Source organism: Geobacillus zalihae NBRC 101842 (assembly GCF_001544135.1).
GTDB lineage: Bacteria > Bacillota > Bacilli > Bacillales > Anoxybacillaceae > Geobacillus > Geobacillus zalihae.
This window is the reverse complement of sequence record NZ_BCPV01000070.1, coordinates 1-18,067: the sequence shown is the minus strand read 5'-3', so window position 1 is coordinate 18,067 and position 18,067 is coordinate 1. Positions and strand designations below refer to the sequence as shown.

The window sequence follows — 18,067 nt, the reverse complement described above, 5'->3', positions numbered from 1 at the left end:
GCTGGGGAGATACACAGGGGAAGGATTCGCGTTTCAATCCCTCATAGGTACGATAAAAACAGGAAGGGACATACTCGAACTGGAGTATGATGAGCTGTTTCAATCCCTCATAGGTACGATAAAAACTGACTGTCAGTACAACGCCGATCGCCGCTCCAAGGGTCGCGTTTCAATCCCTCATAGGTACGATAAAAACAATCGGCTATTTCCACAGCGGTAAACACAGCGAAATGTTTCAATCCCTCATAGGTACGATAAAAACCGGAAAGTCTCGCCTTTATTTAGATGAAGCCGTGAAAAGTTTCAATCCCTCATAGGTACGATAAAAACAGAGGCTGCCTACCATTCAGAGCAACTGGAAATGAGTTTCAATCCCTCATAGGTACGATAAAAACCCCGTCCGCAAAGACGGATCAATGCCGACGAATCTTTGTTTCAATCCCTCATAGGTACGATAAAAACCGAAACCTTTGACCCTAGTACGTACACCGCGAGAAGGTTTCAATCCCTCATAGGTACGATAAAAACTATAACGTCGATTATGAGGGCAACAATGGTATGAAAATGTTTCAATCCCTCATAGGTACGATAAAAACGTGAAGAACCACGCTTTATTGTGGAAGCGAAAATTGTGTTTCAATCCCTCATAGGTACGATAAAAACAATTGAGATTAACGGAAAAACGTTGGTCGAGCTCGAGTTTCAATCCCTCATAGGTACGATAAAAACTTGGCAGGCCTAGCGCCTGTCGGTGGGCGCGGGAGTGTTTCAATCCCTCATAGGTACGATAAAAACATTTCATTGCATTGGTTAACGAATAAGCTTCCTTGGTTTCAATCCCTCATAGGTACGATAAAAACGTTCTACTGGCTCGATGAACTCAACAGAACGGAGTTGTTTCAATCCCTCATAGGTACGATAAAAACATTTTGTAAACGGGTTGGTTTTACAGTACCAACAAAGTTTCAATCCCTCATAGGTACGATAAAAACTTTCTTCCGCTACTTTTTGTATAGCTTGTTTTTGCTGTTTCAATCCCTCATAGGTACGATAAAAACCATCGATCTTCCGCAACGTTTCAGGCGAAAGCCGAGTTTCAATCCCTCATAGGTACGATAAAAACCTTTGAGAACCGGACAGCGGACTATGTTTGGTGTGGATGTTTCAATCCCTCATAGGTACGATAAAAACATCTCTATTATCAGATTGTTGAGTACAACGAAGAAAGTTTCAATCCCTCATAGGTACGATAAAAACGTCTGGTGTGTCAGTCGGTTTTATTCTCATGAATTTAGTTTCAATCCCTCATAGGTACGATAAAAACAGCGCTCCGGTCTTTCATTTTCTGAGATGAACGAGCGTTTCAATCCCTCATAGGTACGATAAAAACCAACGCGCTGAAGGAGCATAATGGCAAGATCACCGTGTTTCAATCCCTCATAGGTACGATAAAAACATGTCCGCTCGCAAGATGACGTTAACATTGAATTGTTTCAATCCCTCATAGGTACGATAAAAACCCAAACCATGCGCATCAAATCAAGCTTTTTCCCTTTGGGTTGTTTCCAGAATATCACGTTTCAAAAATTCTGTCAATACAGTTCGGCCGTGATGGCTGTAGGATTTTTGGCGCAAAAAACATTGTCGTCGATCCCCCGGGATTTTTGCACGATTGGGGGTCGACGACAATCACAAGACCCTCACTTTTCCTCCAACAGTTGTTGAAGTTTGTCCATTTTTTGCTTTTGCTTTTTGCTGACGGCTTTTCCCCATTCTCCGATACGTTTCCAATACGCCTGCAACGCAACGGCGGCTTGTTTGTTTTGCTGCTCGATCACCTGTTGGTAAAGGCTATCCTTGCTTCGCTGCCTATCCGTTTCGCTGTCAGTCAACCGTTCAATTTCGGCCACCAACCGTTCTTCGGGGGAGAGGAGGGCCAGCCTTGCTCGTTCTTCTTCCTCGCGTCTCTTTCGCTCCACCATTTCCTGCTCGATTTTTCGACGCTCAAGACGAGCGCGTTCTTTTTGCACCATTGGGAGGAATTCGGTTTCCGTCACGTCGTCCACTTCAGAAAATCGACCGTAGCCTGACGATGTTTTCGAACCGATCCCCCATTCCATCAACGCCTGTTTGGTATATAACGATGCTGCCTCTAACAACCGGGTAGTTTTTTCACCGTCTCGAAAGCCATGGGCCGTTAAATAAATGTCCACCTCTGCAGCCATGACCGTCCAAAACGAAACGGGAACAGGTTTTTGATTATCTGTCGCAGCGTTTTTTCCTTCATAATACTCCTTCATATGTACAGCGAGCACATCCTTTTCCAACCGCAAGCCATCGATGAGAAAGATATCGTAAAACTGCACCTGTCCTTTATGGTCTTGCATCCCAAAAATCGCCCGTCCGTCTTCATGCTCGCTGAGCCGTTTCTCGTCCCCTTCGCAATACGCCTCGATGAACCAATGGCGCACAAGGCCTTTCAAACTGGAGGCAGGAATGTAAGGAAGACCGTACACGGGGTGGATCGTCAATGACGTCTCGCGAACATGCCCCGCGCCCAGTCCGTGGACAATTCGGCCAGAGAGGCGGGCTTTCAGCTTCTTGACTCCCCCTGTTTGCGCCCATTCCACCATGGCCTGCTCTCGCTGCGCCCGTAGCTGCTCGCCAATCTCTTTCAGCTCTGGGAGAATCGGGGCGGATTTCAACTGTTTCGAAGGCTCCCACACTTTTTTACGGTCATTCCACCGATGCTCGATAAAATAATGGAGATGGTACGCCAAATGCCCGATCGATTTATTGGCCTTTTGCACGACTTCTAGGGTGTCCTTTGGATGAAAAAGCATGCCCTCCCCTCCTTACTCTGCCGCCTTTGCATCGTCTTTCGCCATCCCGTCGGCAAACTTGCGCATCCAATCTAGCAGCGCCATTGCTTCCATCGTCCATAACCGGTAATCAGCGCTCGATAAGTTGACGACAGCCTCGACGAGTTCTTGGTTTGCCGATGAAAATTGATCCGGAAACTGTTCCCTCATCCATTTTGCGAGGGATTGATAAATCGCCTTGTATTCCTTCCCTTTTTGAAAACAAAACGCCAATGCTTGTCCGAGACCGTTGACTTGAATCAAGGACGGCATTTTTTTGACGTAAGAACGATAGTTTTCGAAGCTTCCTCTCAATCGTTCTTTTGCCTGTTTCACTTCTTGAAACGCAAATGCGGCTCGCCCGTTCTCAATCCCCACACGCTTCACGTTTGTTTCCATGGCTTCTCCTCCGTTCACACCCAAATCGTTCTCATCATTCCGCGGCCTAATGTACTGTTCCCGCCAAGCTGAAAGACGGATGGAAATTTGTTTTCATTCAGAAAGTACCGTTCAATATCCGCAGCCTTCGCAAAGCCATCTATTCCGTCTCCCCGTACATCACCAATGTAGAGGAAACTGTAAAAAACCGTTTCTGGCGGAACATTTTCCTCATACCAGAGCGCACCGTTGTCAACGGTCCCTGTCTCCGGTGAAATGCGAATGCGCGCGTTAATTTCGGTCGACAATTTGACGAAATCCGTGAAATCGTCATCGGAGAGAACAACGAGTCGATCTACAAGACGCAGGCGGCAATGCTCCCCAAGGAGGGCGGCAAGTTGTTCCGCCAGCTGTTTCGCTTCGGGAGAAACGGTGACCGAAAACGCATACTCCTCCAGCACAATGCGTCCATTGACCGCCATCAACCGGTCGGAACTGACCGTGTTCGGTGCGGGCACCGGAAGAAGTCGGACTTCTTTCCCGATCGATTGCTGATGGACGCTCATCTCTTGATTCCACCGCTCAATCACAAGCGGGCACGTAATCCAAGCAAATACGCCGCGAAGCGATTTAACCGGAAACAGCAAAACGCGTGCATCGCTCAGAGCAATGGCGCTCGCTTGTGTGACGCTTTCCTGTCCTTTGTCCGCGCCGAAAATCAGTTCAAGCTTCTTCCCATCTTCGGGCAGCGACTGTGTCATGTGATACCGAAGCGCGCCTTTGAGCGAGGAGCTTTCGATTTTTGGAAATCCTGTATGCTTCTCTCGCTGAATAGGCAAGTCGACAAACCCGATCTCGCTCCCGCTCCCCGCATGGACAGACGTAATGGCATGCATAAGAAAAGGCCGTACGATCGAATACATTACAACTCCTCCTCGCTTTCTTTCGCACTCGTGATCACTGCAAACCCAAACCCTTCCTCCGCCCCTTCATCGGTGAGATGAACGCCGTCAAGGGCGGAGAGGACAAGCGGCAAAGCATCGTCGCGTTCGATCTTCACATAGATGACCGAACCGGCTGGGATCATCCATTTCCGCGGTTTTGGCCGATGGCGGACGATGTCCCATCCCCCGTACAACTCCGGACGTCCGATGGAAGCGGCAAGCCAAGTGACGACCGCCCCGTTCGGCCATGTCCACTGATTGCCGTCCATTGCCGCTGGACGGGATCCGTTCGAGAAAATAGCTGGAGACAAAAAGACGATTTTCGCCAGCTTTGTCCGCTGAATGTCTTGTTCAATCCCCTTTTTCTCGTCTGGATTCCATATACGAAGCGTTTCCGGCTGCTGGCGGATAGACCACGGCCGGTTTTCCCCGCCGATCCGCGCCCACTTGACATCAGAGAAATCCGGTCCATCACCGACGAAAGCGACAAGGGACGCCCCGTCTACAAAACGCCCTTTCGCCACCCGGTATAAAAGCCCCTTTTGGGCTGTTCGGCTGGACGTGTCGAGTTGAATTCCCACCTTATCTTCCCGAGCGATGAACGATGACAATGAACAAAGGGAAGAGATTGGCTTATTCTCCAGAAGCGCCTGCTTCCATTCCTCCATCGGGACGTAATAGTGCTGTGGACTTTTCGTTTTGTCACGCCGCGAAGAAGCCAGACGCCACATCGAAGCAGATGATGAAGGCTTTCGGTCTTTGACAAGCCGCAATGGATACGCTTTGAGCGATTTTTCCTCCTCTATGACTTGATAATCAAAGGGCAGGGGAAAGAACAAGACGTCTTCTTTCACCAGCGTGCAATAATGGAGACAGAACTGCCCCCGCTCAGTCGGGGTGCCCATCCATCTCCTCACCTGTTCATCACTGCCCCTCGTAAAATCGTCAAACGTGCTGTACGCATAAATGTACGCCGCCCGCAACGCGCCGTAAATCGTATTCGGGCGCGGAGGGAATATCGACTCCATCACCGTCGCCTCCCCCGCTTGCGTCGCATGATGGTTTTTAAAGAAAAACGTGTCTACCGGTGTCAAGACTAATTTTGTCATTGCCCGTTCCCCTCGCTCCGTTTGAAAAAGGTCAATATCTTTAACAGATACAAAAAGTCATAGCCGCTGCGAACCGCTTCATGCAAAGACAAAAGAACTTGCGTGTGATGGGCGATCTCTTGGGCGCTCAGATGGCTTCCCTCTTTTACAGACCGCTTAAGCAAACGCCGAAGCTCTGTCGCGAGCATGTCGCCATTCTCCCATTTAGGGCAGTGCCGCTCATGCAGCAGCGGGGCAAACGCGGAAGCGAAATGAAAAATAAAGTTCGGCGACAGGGATGTTTTCAACAGATTAATCCATTGATCCAATAATTGTGAAACCTTCTCTCCTCCAATCATCCATGGGAGAACCGCTTCCGAAATCTCGCCAGAGCGGGTGTGAAGCGCTAAAGCAAGGGCGTCCTTTCGCTGCCCCGTCTTGTCGTTGGAATACTGTTTCGCCTTTTTCTCCAACGCTCTGACAGCGTTAAGAACGAGATGGAGCGGCGACTTTTTGTGAGCGATCACCACCCCAAACGAGGCGGTCGCTCCATGACCTAATCCTTTCCGTTCATCGCCAAACGCCAATCGGAGCTCCTCAGCCGCTTTCAGCACCGTCTCGGTCGGCAGGAAGGCAAGGACGTCATCCCCCCCTGCATAAACGAGCTTGCCGCGGCATTGTTCTTCGACAATCCGCGGAACGATTTCCTTCGCAAACCGGGCCAGTTTTTGGCTCGTTTGACTATACTCCTCTTTCCGTTCCCCGGAGAACCATTTCCCCATGTTGTCCCCGTCCATCATGAGCACGGCGTAATAATCGCCCGCTCCGATCTCGAGAACAGACGGAAACGACAAAACCGAAGCGCCAAACAAAGCGGAGAAGTAATCGCGGGCCACCCGTTTGCCTAAGCAAATGCCGCATAAAAATTCGTTGTCCTTGATTCGTCCCGAGCGGCGGTCGTCTTCTTCGCCTCCAGCTCCTTGAAATTTCTCCGCCCGCCGCTTCCAAAGGTGGAGCGTTTTCCGCTTGATCTCACCGTAATGATCCGTTTCCTTGATCTCGGCAAGCCGCAGCGCCTCCCTTTCCTTGCAGACGGAACAAACAAGGCCGAATTGGGAAACAGGAATGTAATGCTTCTCATTTTTCAGCGCCCCCAACCGCCGTTCGGCGCGTTCACGCACGGTCCGGAACGAAGCGGACGGCTCATACGGTTCAGCGACCCAGTACACTTCTAAAAACGACTGCACTTGCTGTTCCACCATCATCTCCAGCCATTCATACTCTTCGGCAGTGAGATGTGGAAACACGCGTCGAATGGCTTGAAAGCAGAAGTCCAGAAACACTTGGCGAACATTGTCCTCCACTTCGCGCAGCCAGCCGCCAACCTTTTCTTCTGTTCCCTCCATCACCACCGTCACGCGGTTCGGGATCGAAGCAATGCGAAAATCCCGCGCAGATGGCGACCGCAACTCCTCCCTTGTGACGAGCGGGTATACGACTTCACAGTTGGCATCCAACTGGTAAAACTGTTTGATCGCCTCTCGCACCAAATGGGACAAAATATAACTTCCGCTCCAAAAATCTTCCGTTTTGCGGGCTGAAGCGATAAACGACTGCACAGGCCCGACCGTAAAAATGACGATATAGCGATTGGTCATATCCTCACCCCAACGATCTCTAAAAACCGGTTTCGATCTCGCTCATAGCGCGGCTCGCTGTAGCGCGAGTCATGGTTTCTCACTTCTGTTACAATCGGATAGTAGCGGCCTCCGATTTTCCTCACCGTGCACCATAACGGGGAAGAAAGCTTTCCTTCTTTCCCTCTCATATATCCTAGGCTGCCATAACGATTCGCTTCATGCGATGCCCTGCCAAACGCCTTCACCACTTCCGCCGCGCTCTCTTTTCCTTCTCCAACCCACACCGCGGACAATACCGGATGAGGTGTTGCGATGTCTTCACGTCGTGCCACAAGGCAGCCGCGCTCCGCAAAGGAAAACGCATCCGCCGCCCCGATGCGTTCTAGCGTCATACGCAAACTTTCACCGTATTCCTCAACGTGATCCCATTGATGCTCCGTCCATTGCACAGCTCCGAATCCGCGGCGCGACCGCTGCCCGAAGCTGGCGAGGTGAAGCATATATTGAAAGTGCCAATCATATTGCGCCAATCGCTCTTGATGACGCTTCCGCACCGAGAGCGTCACGGTCACCTCCCCGCCGGCAGGAAGCGCCGGAACCAACGTTGGAGACGTACGATGCGGCAAAATATTTTCTCTCATTGTCCCTTCCATCGCTCTTGCCAACGTTAGATGGACAGGCGATTGCTGCTTTGTTTTCCTCGTGCCGCCAAACCACTCTTCCTCCTTGGCAAGCAGCTTTTCGTGATGAGGTTCATCCTGCAGCGTCCGCCACCAGTACCTCCATACCCCTCGCAACGACGGAAGGCGAAACTCCGCCTTCTCCCTCGGATCAGCGCCGTGAATGGCGGCCGGCGTCAAGAGAACAAGCGGATATGACGACTGAGCAACAGCTGTTACCCCGCTTTCCTGATAGGCCATCACGCATTCTCCTTTGAGATTTGCATCGTTTTTGCGAGCGCTGACATACGTTCAAAAAACGCACCAAGTTCTCGGAACGACTGCTCCGCATCGGGCCAAAACTTTTCCGCCTTTAGCGGTTGCGGCCGCGCCCCAGCATGATTGATGTCGTTGCGCCGCTCCTTAAGCGTGCTAAATCGTTTTAAGTCGCCCTTATAAGGAGACAAGAAATCGATTATTTGTTCAACCCGCTCTACGGAACGAACGCGCCATTCCTCTTTCGGAATATCTCGCAATAAAATTTCAATAGCCGAATGAACATCTCCCCGGGCCTTCTCATTCCGCAAATCAAGCCCCAACACCCGGCAAACGGCCGTCACCGCATTTTCCTCCAACATCGTCAGCGCCTGCTGAATCAATCCGTGGTCCAAACACCAACGCACAGCCTTCCAACTGTTCATGATCGGATCATCATCAAACATCGCATACTTTTTCTCCATCACATCCAACAATGGGACAAGCGGTTTAATCGCTTCCGCCGACGCTGAGCGAACGCGGCCGAGCTGTTCATGAAATTTCTGCACTTCTTCATCGATTTGCAAGCTTCGGCACGTGCGGATCACTTTTTCCGTCTGATCAAGCTGCTTCGTCAACTGATTTAATTCTTTCACTTCGTTTCGCATTGTCTGGCTCGAAGACGGATTGCGGAACACTTCGCTGTTTTCTTTCGCGGTCAGCGCCTGGATGATGGAGGCATCCCCCGTGCGCAAAAATTGATCGACCCCGTTCGTCCAATCGAGCAGCCTCGCCATGCTTGTCAAATTGACAATCGGCGCCAACCGCCGTTCTGGAGGCAACTGTTTGACATCGGCTGGACGCCCAAGCATTTCAAACCAGCCGTAAACGATCGCGCCAATGTCCGTTTTTTTCACAAAGCGGGCGTAGTTCAACACGATGAGCGCGACAAACGGGATGGAACGGAAACTGTGGGTGATGTCAAAATAAATCGTATCCCCTTCCCGAATTTCATTCAGAATGCAGTCAAACAACCGCCAATTGGCCTGTTCATCCTGACGGCTTTCCATTTCCACGAGCTTCACATTCGCCTCAGGAGCGATGCGCTGAAAAGCGGTGATCAAGCCCTCCAGCCGCTCCTCCCCTTTGAAGCGGTCTCGCCCATTCCGCTCCCGCGCTTCTTTCGTCGCAAACACCACCACATCCATCGGTCCATCCCCGCGAAACAACTCATACACCGCTGTCTGGATAAAACGCGTATAAGAAGACGATTTGCCCTCGTATGTGTAATAACAATATTCATAATCGCTCAATCCAAGAAACGACAACAATACCCTTCTCCCCACGCTTATCTCCCCACTCCCGCCAATTGTTTCGTGATATCGATAAACTCAGAATCCTCTTCATAAATCCCTTTTCCTCTTTCCGCTTCCCGCTCATATCGGTTATGGTCAAGCCATAAATAGTTGGCATACAAGCAATCTTCTTTTTCATCGTATCGGTAAGCAAGGCGAAACGCCGTCTGTCCGTTGCTCGCTCCTTTGTACAAGTGATATTTCACTTTTCGGACATCAATCGTTTTGAATGACTTTTCGTGGTACAAAACGCCCATGTCTCCCTCTTCATGCTTCAGCTTCTTTACCAGCTCCCGCATTTGTTGGTGCACAAACAGCAACTGGTGATGATTGTGTTGCAACATATTGGCGACTTGTTTGGATACAAGGTACGTGGTCGCAAACAAATGTTTATATTTTTCATGTTCAAACAAAAATTGTCCAAATGCACTTAAATACACAAGACCATCCTCTTGCTGGAACAAAAACGGATATTGAAGAATACATTGTTTTTCGCGGTAAGAAAGCGAATCCGCATCAACCATGTCCTTTTGGCATTTCCGCAACAGATCAAAGTGATCATGAACAAATTGCTCATCAATATGTATCGGCACAGGAGGAATCTCATGTAACACTTGGCCGTCCTCATGCATATAAGCTGTCGGATAGTGCAGAAATGCCCCGACGATGTAGCCCAACGATGTCATCACTTTATACCCGCCAATCGGCGCAAAACAAGTTGTTGACGGTTCCCCGTGGGAGAGAGCATCCGCCACCTTCCACATGTACTCTCCCAACGTCTCTTGCATCCGTCTTGGATGATTCACATCCACATCCACGTACATGACACGAACGTTCGCGGCAAAGTCTTCCTCCAGCAACCTTGTCAACACGGCTTCCACAATCCGTCCTCCCACCGTGTCTGTCGCAATGAGGACAACCATTGGCCTCTCCGCCAATTTCCCTTGTCTACGAAGTTCGTAAATCATCGAATATTCCGCCGACACACGATTGGGATCTCGGGCGGCCTCATGAGCAAACTGCCCGGCATGGCGAATCCATTCATCAATTTTTCGTTGTTTTTCCTCGTCGATGTTGGTCGCGCTCAACCAAGGACGAATCTCCCCCATGATTTCATCCCGATTCATCGAGAAAACGTTCCTGTTTCCTGTCAGCAACGACACACCACACGTTACAACAATATGCTGGTACAACCGCCCTTCCCCTCCATATTTCTTTCATCTCAGGAAAATATAGCTATGTTTATATCAATTATATCCTATTTTTCAATTATAGAGGAGGATATTTTTAACAATTTCAAACATTTTCCCACTGAAGAGACGGGTGAAAAACGAATTTTCCACCCAACTTCACGAAGGCGAATGGAAAATAACAAGGGCCCTCGAAAGTAAAAGAGCGTCTCTTCCAGCTGGTTTTTCCGTTGCTTCCCCCTTTTAAGGAGCGACGCAAAACAACGTCGGAGGACGAAACACAAAAAAAGAATCCCCTGCTCAGAAGGGATTCCCTCGATCGAAAGATGCCGCCAACATAGATCGCTGCCATCTTATTTTTTTCTCCCGTCACTTAGAAAGGCAACCCGTGAGACTAGAAATGCCTTTGCCCAACTTAGAATGCTGTACTGCCTGTTCCGCAGGCGCCCATCCGTTACGCACAATGCTTCATCACCGCAAACGAAGCAAATGAGAGATGTGGTCTGAACTAACTCTGCGACAACAACGAGCCCCCCATCACACCTGCGCGCGAAGATGAAGAGGGTTCAGTTCCTTGTGGATACGATAAAAACATCATAGATTGGCTTGACCGCCGCAAGCAAAAAGTTTCAATCCCTCATAGGTACGATAAAAACGTTTTTCCTTGCGTAAAAGAAGAAAATAAATTAATTGGTTTCAATCCCTCATAGGTACGATAAAAACCCGAAGTTATCGAGGGAGAAAAATCAAGATATGTACAAGGTTTCAATCCCTCATAGGTACGATAAAAACTCATGGAAGAAATCATGACAGTAAACAAAACGAGAGTTTCAATCCCTCATAGGTACGATAAAAACCCCAAAAATGCTTGTTGCATCAAGCATTTCGATCTAGCGCTGTTTTCAGAATACCACATTTCAAAAATTCTGTCAATAACCTTCAACCTCGATGGCTGTAAGTCTGAACCACCAAAAACCATTGTCGTCGATCCCCCGGGATTTTTGCACGATTGGAGGTCGACGACAATCCCATGACTCGTTTATCCACTTTTGAGGCGAAACATGCCAAATCCTTGTGAATTTCGGCCACCTAGACCAACATGATATAAAAATGTCAACTGTTCTGGCGAAGAACAGAGGCGGTAATAGCCAAGCCATCCTGTAATATATATATTCTTGAACATCGTCACCACACGATGACGATGATGAACATGAATCGGCTCGATCAATAGCCTTTCCGTCGGCGGAACACCGTAGTATGCTTCATATTTATGACGGAAATTCAATTCAATCAAGTGGGGGAACACCTCATCATCGGGATCAAAAAATTGCGTTTTCTTTCTTCCATCGAACGTTTCATATGTGCTATATACGGTCAACGGAGAGAGCATGACAATGTCCATTTCGTTTTCACGTATGTCGATGTTCTCCATTTTGACACTTTTCACTTCGATCAACTGTCCGTAAAGCTCAATCTCTCTCTGCAACAAGAATCGCTGCCCAAGTTGTTGAGTCAGTTCTGGGAGAACGGTGTCGATATGCCATTGGAAATCCCCCAAAAAATGAATTGTTTTCCTTTCTCGATTCACTTGATGCGTTCCAAATAAACGGCTAAATGTGAAAAGTTTAAATGACCGTTTCCCGTGACGGAATCCTTTGTCATGCAAAAAAGCGGCTAATTGTTCATTCTCTAACGAGCGATACACCACCCCTTGTAACAAATGTTGGTAATAGAGAGGCAAGGAAACAGGCCCTTGCCGTCCGCTCATTGTGATTGTCAATCTCATATTTTATCCTGTCCTTCCTTGTTGAGTGCCGTCCTTTGCCCTTATAAAATAAATTCGTCTCCACTTACTACAGATCGAGCCAAGATTCAAAAGCAATATGCCGCCATTTTCTTTTTTGTCTCTGCCCAACTGTCATCGATTCAGATGTACCTACAGCGTCGCAACCGCCATTTGGTCAAACAGGAAGACGCCGTGGTCATCGCGATTCATCTTTTAGGAAAGTTGCTCGGTTTGACATCCGAACGGGCATGGCATCGCTTTGTCACGGGAAATTTGTTCACAAATGGCTCGTTTCTCGAACGTTCCCGGTACAACCGCCGTTGCCTGACGCTTGACTTCGCCATCAAATGGATCGCCGTCGTGAGCAAAACGCGGCCAACATCATGCCTATGCCGTCGTCGACCGCTTGCCGCTCCCGTTGTGCCATACCGCAAGAATGCATCGCGTCAAACGGTTTCAAGAGATCGCAGACATCGGGTATTGCGCTTCCAAAAAGCAATGGTACTATGGGTTGAAGCTGCACCTTCAAGTGACCGATCAAGGGTTGCCCATGGGCTATGTGGTAACGGAAGCATCCTGCCATGATCGTATCGCCGCTGAAAGCGTGATGACTCAAATTCCTCATCCCTATAACTTTGGGGACAAAGGATTCATCAGCCGTGAGTTGCAAAAAAGGCTGTACGAAGAGTACCAAATGGCGCTTTGGACTCCGTCTCGAAAAAACCAGAAACATTGCTGGTCCGAAGCATAGGAGAAATGGATCCAACAAAAACGCAAAGTGATCGAGACGGTGTTCTCGGTTCTGGTTGACCAATACCGGATCACAGGGATCCGAGCAAATTCCATGATCGGATTTGAAGTAGCGCTCGACGGCATATTGTTAGCCTATTCCCTAGTTACACTTGGGCTAGTTGAGTTCTAACGCTCAACTAGCACCACGGGTAACACAAATATTTTGGTACACCGGCACAGGTCTCATCCCTTGTAGGTACGATAAAAACGCTGTTGTTATACGGCAGAGAACTGCCTTTTTTCGGTTTCAATCCCTCATAGGTACGATAAAAACTTGATCCAGTTCCCCGATATGAAAATGAGGCTCCTGAGTTTCAATCCCTCATAGGTACGATAAAAACATATTATCGAATCCTTTGGGAACGCGGCGAAGAAATGTTTCAATCCCTCATAGGTACGATAAAAACATTGCTTCCATCGTCTCTGAAATACTAGAATCAAAAATGTTTCAATCCCTCATAGGTACGATAAAAACTTCCATTCTGGTCATTCTACCTTAGGTCTTCTTGTATGTTTCAATCCCTCATAGGTACGATAAAAACGCTGATTTAGCTTTACAAGAAAGAGAAAAGGGAGATAGTTTCAATCCCTCATAGGTACGATAAAAACCCACACAATGCGCATAAAATCAAGCTTTTCCCCTTTTGGCTGTTTTCAGAATATCACGTTTCAAATATTCTGTCAATATCGTTCAGCCGTGTTGGCTGTAGGATTTTGGCGCAAAAGAACATTGTCGTCGATCCCCAGGGGTTTTTGCACGATTGGAGGTCGACGACAATGCGGAGCTTGACGGCGAAGGGCCGTCTTACCCCTTCATCCTTTCAATCTTCTCCATCGGCATCCCGGTCAGTTCGTGGATCGTGTCGGCATCGTACCCTTTCGCCATCATTCTCTTCACCACGTCGAGCTTCCCTTCCTCGATTCCTTGTTGGAGTCCTTGCTTCATCCCTTGCTTTAACCCCTGTTCGATTCCTTGTTGGATTCCCTTTTCCATCCCCCGCTGTTCGTATGAGACGATGAGCTCCATCACACGCTTTGCTTCCTTCGTTTCCATTTGGCTCACCTCGTGTCGCGGTTTTGCTTCCTCCTCTTCAGATAGCCGCAAATACGTCTCGAAAAAACCGAACAACAGCCGCTGTTTCGCTTCATCCAGCTCGAGACGGACGAGCATGCGCAAAAATTCCTTTTGGAGAAGGAGACCCGATCGCTCCGGGCTCCTTCTCTGGCTCGTGGATGGACTACCCGTTGATATCCTCTGTCAGCCTCCCGATAATTGCCTCTTGATACCCCGCTTTTTTCGTTTCCGCCATCTCCTCTTTCAGCGGCTGCAGCGGCGTCGACGTTACGGACGCGAGCTTGGCGAGGCGCTCGGGGGTGAGGTCGACGACAGGGTTGGCAGCCTTATAATCGTCCACGGAAAAGCGCCAAAGGGTGACGGACGGTCCGTACCGCTCCTGCATCCGCTCCGCCATGGCCAATCCTTCCGGGTCGAAGTCACCGGAGTAATACAGCTTGGCGCCAGAAGCCGCGAGCAAATCGAGCAGCTTCATCGTCGCCAAGTTCATTTGCCCGTTCGTGCTGACAAGCGGGGCGCGGGTGTCAAGCAGCGTCGAAAAGACGCCCGCGTTTTCGACAATGTACACCGTCCCCCCATGGGCAGGGCGGGCGCGGACAAGCGACAGCACATCTCTAAGCGGCATGTTCAGCGCCGTGTTCGCCTCCCAGGCAGCGGAGAAAACAGGATGCGGTCCGTCCTTGGTTTCAGCAAGAATGTTGGCGCATGTGACAAAGTTCAGGATATCCTCACGGAGCAAGCCGACGGACTGGAGCAACTCGTTGACGCTCTCTACAGATGCCATGTCCCAATCCCCGGGCACGGTCGCTTGCAACGCCGAAAGCAACAATCTCCCCGGTAGCGTGGACAAATCGAACGCGTGCGGGTCGCCCGCCACTTGCTGGGCAAAGAGCGGGAGGCGCATGTATGACGGGAGCGGGAAGTAGCCCAGGGCGGCGCCGACAAGGCGGATGGCCTCCTCCAGGCTGCGGCGGTCGGCTTCGTACGCCGTTTGGACGAAGCGCTGAGGGCGGACCGACTCAACCCAATGATGCTCCTCGGTCAGACGCGCAAAAAAACGATCCCGTTCCTCTTCCTCCGCCTGGCGCCGTTCTTTGTTTGAGACAAGCGGGGCGCCGAAGTACTGTTCAAGCAGCTCGACAAGCCCAACGCCCGCAAACCTCGTCTGTCCGAGCTGTTTTTCAAACGCGATAAGGGAGACGCGGGAGACGTCTTTGCCGAAAAAGGCGGCGATCGACTCCCGCTCTTCCTTGGAGAACGACTGCAATGAAACCGCGCCGCCGACGCGGCCGAGCGACTCGTACTTGCGTTTCATTTCGGCAAACAGCCGCTTGAAGCCCGGTTCGGATCGGAAAAAGGCAGCCGCCTCCTTGGCCGTGCTCACGTCTCGATCGTCTCCCATTCTTTATCATTGACCATCAGCTGTTTGACGCGGCCGTTCCAACGGTAATGAATGACGGTCACAAACGACGCATTGCGCGGGCGGACGAGTTCGCAAATGGACAACGCGGGCACGGTGTCGTAGTCGCCCCAAAGCGCCTGCGAGTTCATGATGTAGTTAAAGCCGAGCTGTTCGACAAGTCCGAACAGGTTGCGGATGTTGTTTTCGTCAACGCCGGCGAACGCCTCGTCAAGGGAGATGATGTACGGGGCGTCATCGCCCGCTTCTTGGTAGCGCGAATACGCCGCGGCGAAAAGCGGAATGTACATCGCCATCGCCTTTTCCCCGCCGCTGAATTGGTAAAAGCGGTGGTTCGTCAGCTCGCGTTTCGGCTCGTTTGTTTTTTCATAGTACAAAGTGAAGGAAAACCATTTCCGATAGTCGAGCACTTCTTTAATGATTTGATGGAGCGTGCTGCCTTGGCCGCGCTCTTCAAGCAATTCGCGGGCGCGGGCGATTTTCGAGCGGAAATGGTTCGTCACCCGCTGCAAATCTTCCTCTTTCAACAGCCGTGAATCGATCCGCAATAGGCGCACCAATTCTTTCGTATCCAGCTCCGCTTCCGTCTCCGCCGTTTTTGGCTTCCATTGAATGGACAGCACGAGCCCTGACGACGTGTCAAGGCCGCCCATCAGCTTGTTCATCTCATTCACCCACCGCTCGGCGCGCTGGATGCGGCTGCGCAAAATGCGGCCGACTGATTTTAAAATGACGTCCTCATACAGCTCGCGGTCTTGTTCTTTCATATACTCGTGCTGCAAGACGATGTCGCGCTCCACTTCCGCCAGCACCGCAAACGGCGTGGCGCGCTCGCCTTTGTAGTCGAGGTAAATGACGTGCCGTTCTTGTTTCTCCCGCCAGTCCGCGGCTTTCATGGCCATCTCATCGTCTGGGGCAGCGGCGGTCCATTCGGGCTTCGTTTGTTCTTCCAGCGGCTCGAAGGACGCCCGGTATTCGGTCAAGTTGGACGACTCTTGGAAAAAGACGGTGTTCAGCCGCGCCAGAAGCGAGGAACGCGTCTCTTTTAACACTGCTTCGTACCGTTGTTTCGCTTCTTTCGCCTGCTCCAGGAGGGAGCGGGAACGATCAAGATCCACAAGCCCAAGCGCCGCTTCACGGGCAAACGACTTTTCCCACATCGCGGCGAGCTCGCGGGCGAACGCTTCCCGCTGCGCCCCTTTTTCCCGCTCTTCGACTAAGCGCATGAGCCGCTGTTCCGTCCGCGCCCGTTCGTTGACAAGGCGCGGAATTTCGCGGCGCAAAAACGCCAATCGTTCTTGGATGCGGGCGATTTCGGCGCGAATGTCATCCGCCCCCATTTGCGCGAGCGTCCGTTCCATCTCCGCGATTCGCAAGGCGAGCCGCTCGGTTTCATCCCGAAGCCGATTTCGTTCGCCTTTCGCTTCGTCGATCTCCGTTTCCAGCGCCGCGAGCCGCTCGCGCTGTTGGGCGATCATCGCCTCGGTATGGCGCGTTTCGCGGTAAAGCACTTCGAGTTCGTGCACATGGCGGACGTACGATTTCATGGCGAGCTGGGCTTGTTCACAGCCGTCTAAAGTAAAGGCCAAATCGAGCTCGGCCGACTCGTCGTGGAGCTGTTGTTTGATTTGTTTCCATTCGCGCGCCAAGAGAGCGGCTTTTTCTTCTTGCCGCTTCCATTCCCGTTCTTTGCTTTCGGCTTGGCGGCGCGCTTCTTGCGCTTCGTCAAACGCGGTGCGCACATCGCGGTCCGATGGGAAGGACGCCAACCAGTCGGCGAGCGCTTGGATGGCCGCTTCCACCGCCTGATGCGCCCCGCGCAGACGGTCGATCTCTTGCCCCACAGCGGCGATCTCGGCTTCCAGCGCCGCGATGTTCTCAAGCCGCCACCGTTCGCGCGCCGCACGGCCAATGAACATCGCCTTCGATCTCCGCGGCGCATGGCCGCGCACAAGGCCGAGCGAATAGCGCCCCGTTTCATCGATCGTCATGCCGCCTTCTTGTTCCACATCGGTGATCATGATGCTTCGGAGCACTTCGTCGATCCGTTCCATTGACACAGGGGCGTCTTTGTCGGGGCGCAAATAATCGGCGAGCGTATGCGCCATATGAGCCGGGTTCGGAGTGAGCACACGATCGCAGGCGACGTCAATCTCGCGAGCGGTAATGAGGGCGTCAAGCAGCCCCGCGTGTGAAAGCGCCGATTCGATCCGCTCGCGCACATCGTCAGGCACATCGTCGACAAATTCGACCGCGGCATAAAACGGGACAAACGGAATGCCTTTCTCCTCCAACGCCAACCGGGCGGCGACGGTTTGTTCATCCCGTTCAGGCTCGGGGTCGCGTTGTTCCCGCCATTGACGCAGTTCGGCCTCGCGCTCTGCCCGTTTTTCTTCCAACAGACGGATGTCATGCTCGAGCCGCCATTTCTCATCCTTTTTCTTGCCGACGGCATCGTAATACGCTTGCACGAATGGGCGCTTCAAATCATCGAGCGAATACTGCTCATAGAGGGCGCCCATTTGTTGCAAAAACGCCTGAATGTCCGTTTCGGAAACGTCGATTCCTCCCTGCTCGACCCAGGCAAGCACGGCTTGTTCAAACCGCTCTTTCTCCTCTTCGAA

11 protein-coding genes, 2 pseudogenes and 2 CRISPR repeat arrays are annotated in these 18,067 nt (G+C 51.0%); of the genes and pseudogenes, 1 reads left to right on the top strand and 12 read right to left on the bottom strand.

Translation table 11 applies throughout. The annotated features are described in order from the left end of the window. Positions 1-30: 30 nt before the first annotated feature. Positions 31-1,520: a CRISPR direct-repeat array (repeat unit 30 nt; unit sequence GTTTCAATCCCTCATAGGTACGATAAAAAC). A 180-nt stretch (positions 1,521-1,700) separates the two neighbouring features. The 9 genes from cmr6 to cas6 form a co-directional block, all read right to left on the bottom strand. Continuing rightward, on the bottom strand, positions 1,701-2,843 hold the full coding sequence (gene cmr6 / locus GZ1_RS15205) for a type III-B CRISPR module RAMP protein Cmr6 (protein WP_060788800.1): 1,143 nt from the start codon (positions 2,841-2,843) through the stop codon (positions 1,701-1,703). 12 nt (positions 2,844-2,855) lie between these two features. Then, on the bottom strand, positions 2,856-3,260 hold the full coding sequence (cmr5, locus tag GZ1_RS15200) for a type III-B CRISPR module-associated protein Cmr5 (RefSeq protein ID WP_025039256.1): 405 nt from the start codon (positions 3,258-3,260) through the stop codon (positions 2,856-2,858). 14 nt (positions 3,261-3,274) lie between these two features. Continuing rightward, positions 3,275-4,162: a type III-B CRISPR module RAMP protein Cmr4 gene (cmr4, locus tag GZ1_RS15195; protein WP_020756334.1), complete on the bottom strand. Its 888-nt coding sequence runs from the start codon at positions 4,160-4,162 to the stop codon at positions 3,275-3,277. Beyond that, on the bottom strand, positions 4,162-5,292 hold the full coding sequence (gene cmr3 / locus GZ1_RS15190) for a type III-B CRISPR module-associated protein Cmr3 (RefSeq protein WP_020756333.1): 1,131 nt from the start codon (positions 5,290-5,292) through the stop codon (positions 4,162-4,164). Before cmr3 ends, cmr4 begins: the two co-directional genes overlap by 1 nt. Then, a complete protein-coding gene (cas10, locus tag GZ1_RS15185) occupies positions 5,289-6,929 on the bottom strand; it encodes a type III-B CRISPR-associated protein Cas10/Cmr2 (protein ID WP_015373847.1) in 1,641 nt (546 codons plus the stop codon). The genes cmr3 and cas10 overlap by 4 nt, the downstream gene beginning before the upstream one ends. Next, complete coding sequence (locus GZ1_RS15180) at positions 6,926-7,831, bottom strand: RAMP superfamily CRISPR-associated protein (protein ID WP_033006435.1); 906 nt, start codon at positions 7,829-7,831, stop codon at positions 6,926-6,928. Before GZ1_RS15180 ends, cas10 begins: the two co-directional genes overlap by 4 nt. Further along, positions 7,831-9,171 (bottom strand): TIGR02221 family CRISPR-associated protein, encoded by a 1,341-nt coding sequence (csx2, locus tag GZ1_RS15175; RefSeq protein ID WP_015373845.1) that lies wholly within the window; start codon positions 9,169-9,171, stop codon positions 7,831-7,833. Before csx2 ends, GZ1_RS15180 begins: the two co-directional genes overlap by 1 nt. Positions 9,172-9,173: 2 nt before the next feature. Beyond that, the gene (locus GZ1_RS15170) at positions 9,174-10,373 is read right to left on the bottom strand and encodes a putative CRISPR-associated protein (RefSeq protein ID WP_060788799.1); all 1,200 of its coding nucleotides are present in this window, start codon (positions 10,371-10,373) and stop codon (positions 9,174-9,176) included. Between the two features lie 1,036 nt (positions 10,374-11,409). Then, positions 11,410-12,156, bottom strand: coding sequence for a CRISPR-associated endoribonuclease Cas6 (cas6, locus tag GZ1_RS15165; protein ID WP_015373843.1), 747 nt, complete (start codon positions 12,154-12,156; stop codon positions 11,410-11,412). 48 nt (positions 12,157-12,204) lie between these two features. On the opposite strand from cas6, the pseudogene GZ1_RS15160 reads away from it, so the two are divergent. Then, positions 12,205-13,078, top strand: a pseudogene (locus GZ1_RS15160) (IS982 family transposase). A gap of 49 nt (positions 13,079-13,127) precedes the next feature. Next, positions 13,128-13,557: direct repeats of the CRISPR family, unit length 30 nt; unit sequence GTTTCAATCCCTCATAGGTACGATAAAAAC. Between the two features lie 196 nt (positions 13,558-13,753). Here GZ1_RS15160 and GZ1_RS15155 read toward each other — a convergent pair. The 3 genes and pseudogenes from GZ1_RS15155 to GZ1_RS15145 form a co-directional block, all read right to left on the bottom strand. Beyond that, positions 13,754-14,137, bottom strand: a pseudogene (locus GZ1_RS15155) (RpnC/YadD family protein); the annotation flags it as partial. A gap of 49 nt (positions 14,138-14,186) precedes the next feature. Continuing rightward, positions 14,187-15,407, bottom strand: a complete 1,221-nt coding sequence (locus tag GZ1_RS15150; RefSeq protein ID WP_015373841.1) for a TIGR02679 family protein — start codon at positions 15,405-15,407, stop codon at positions 14,187-14,189. Next, positions 15,404-18,067: TIGR02680 family protein (locus tag GZ1_RS15145; RefSeq protein ID WP_083509322.1), on the bottom strand; the 2,664-nt coding region annotated here is incomplete at its 5' end. The genes GZ1_RS15150 and GZ1_RS15145, both read right to left, overlap by 4 nt.

Excerpts from the sequence above, each read along its gene's own strand:
- cmr6 (WP_060788800.1), bottom strand. The coding sequence starts at position 2,843 with ATGCTTTTTCATCCAAAGGACACCCTAGAAGTCGTGCAAAAGGCCAAT.
- cmr5 (WP_025039256.1), bottom strand. The coding sequence starts at position 3,260 with ATGGAAACAAACGTGAAGCGTGTGGGGATTGAGAACGGGCGAGCCGCA.
- cmr4 (WP_020756334.1), bottom strand. The coding sequence starts at position 4,162 with ATGTATTCGATCGTACGGCCTTTTCTTATGCATGCCATTACGTCTGTC.
- cmr3 (WP_020756333.1), bottom strand. The coding sequence starts at position 5,292 with ATGACAAAATTAGTCTTGACACCGGTAGACACGTTTTTCTTTAAAAAC.
- cas10 (WP_015373847.1), bottom strand. The coding sequence starts at position 6,929 with ATGACCAATCGCTATATCGTCATTTTTACGGTCGGGCCTGTGCAGTCG.
- GZ1_RS15180 (WP_033006435.1), bottom strand. The coding sequence starts at position 7,831 with ATGGCCTATCAGGAAAGCGGGGTAACAGCTGTTGCTCAGTCGTCATAT.
- cas6 (WP_015373843.1), bottom strand. The coding sequence starts at position 12,156 with ATGAGATTGACAATCACAATGAGCGGACGGCAAGGGCCTGTTTCCTTG.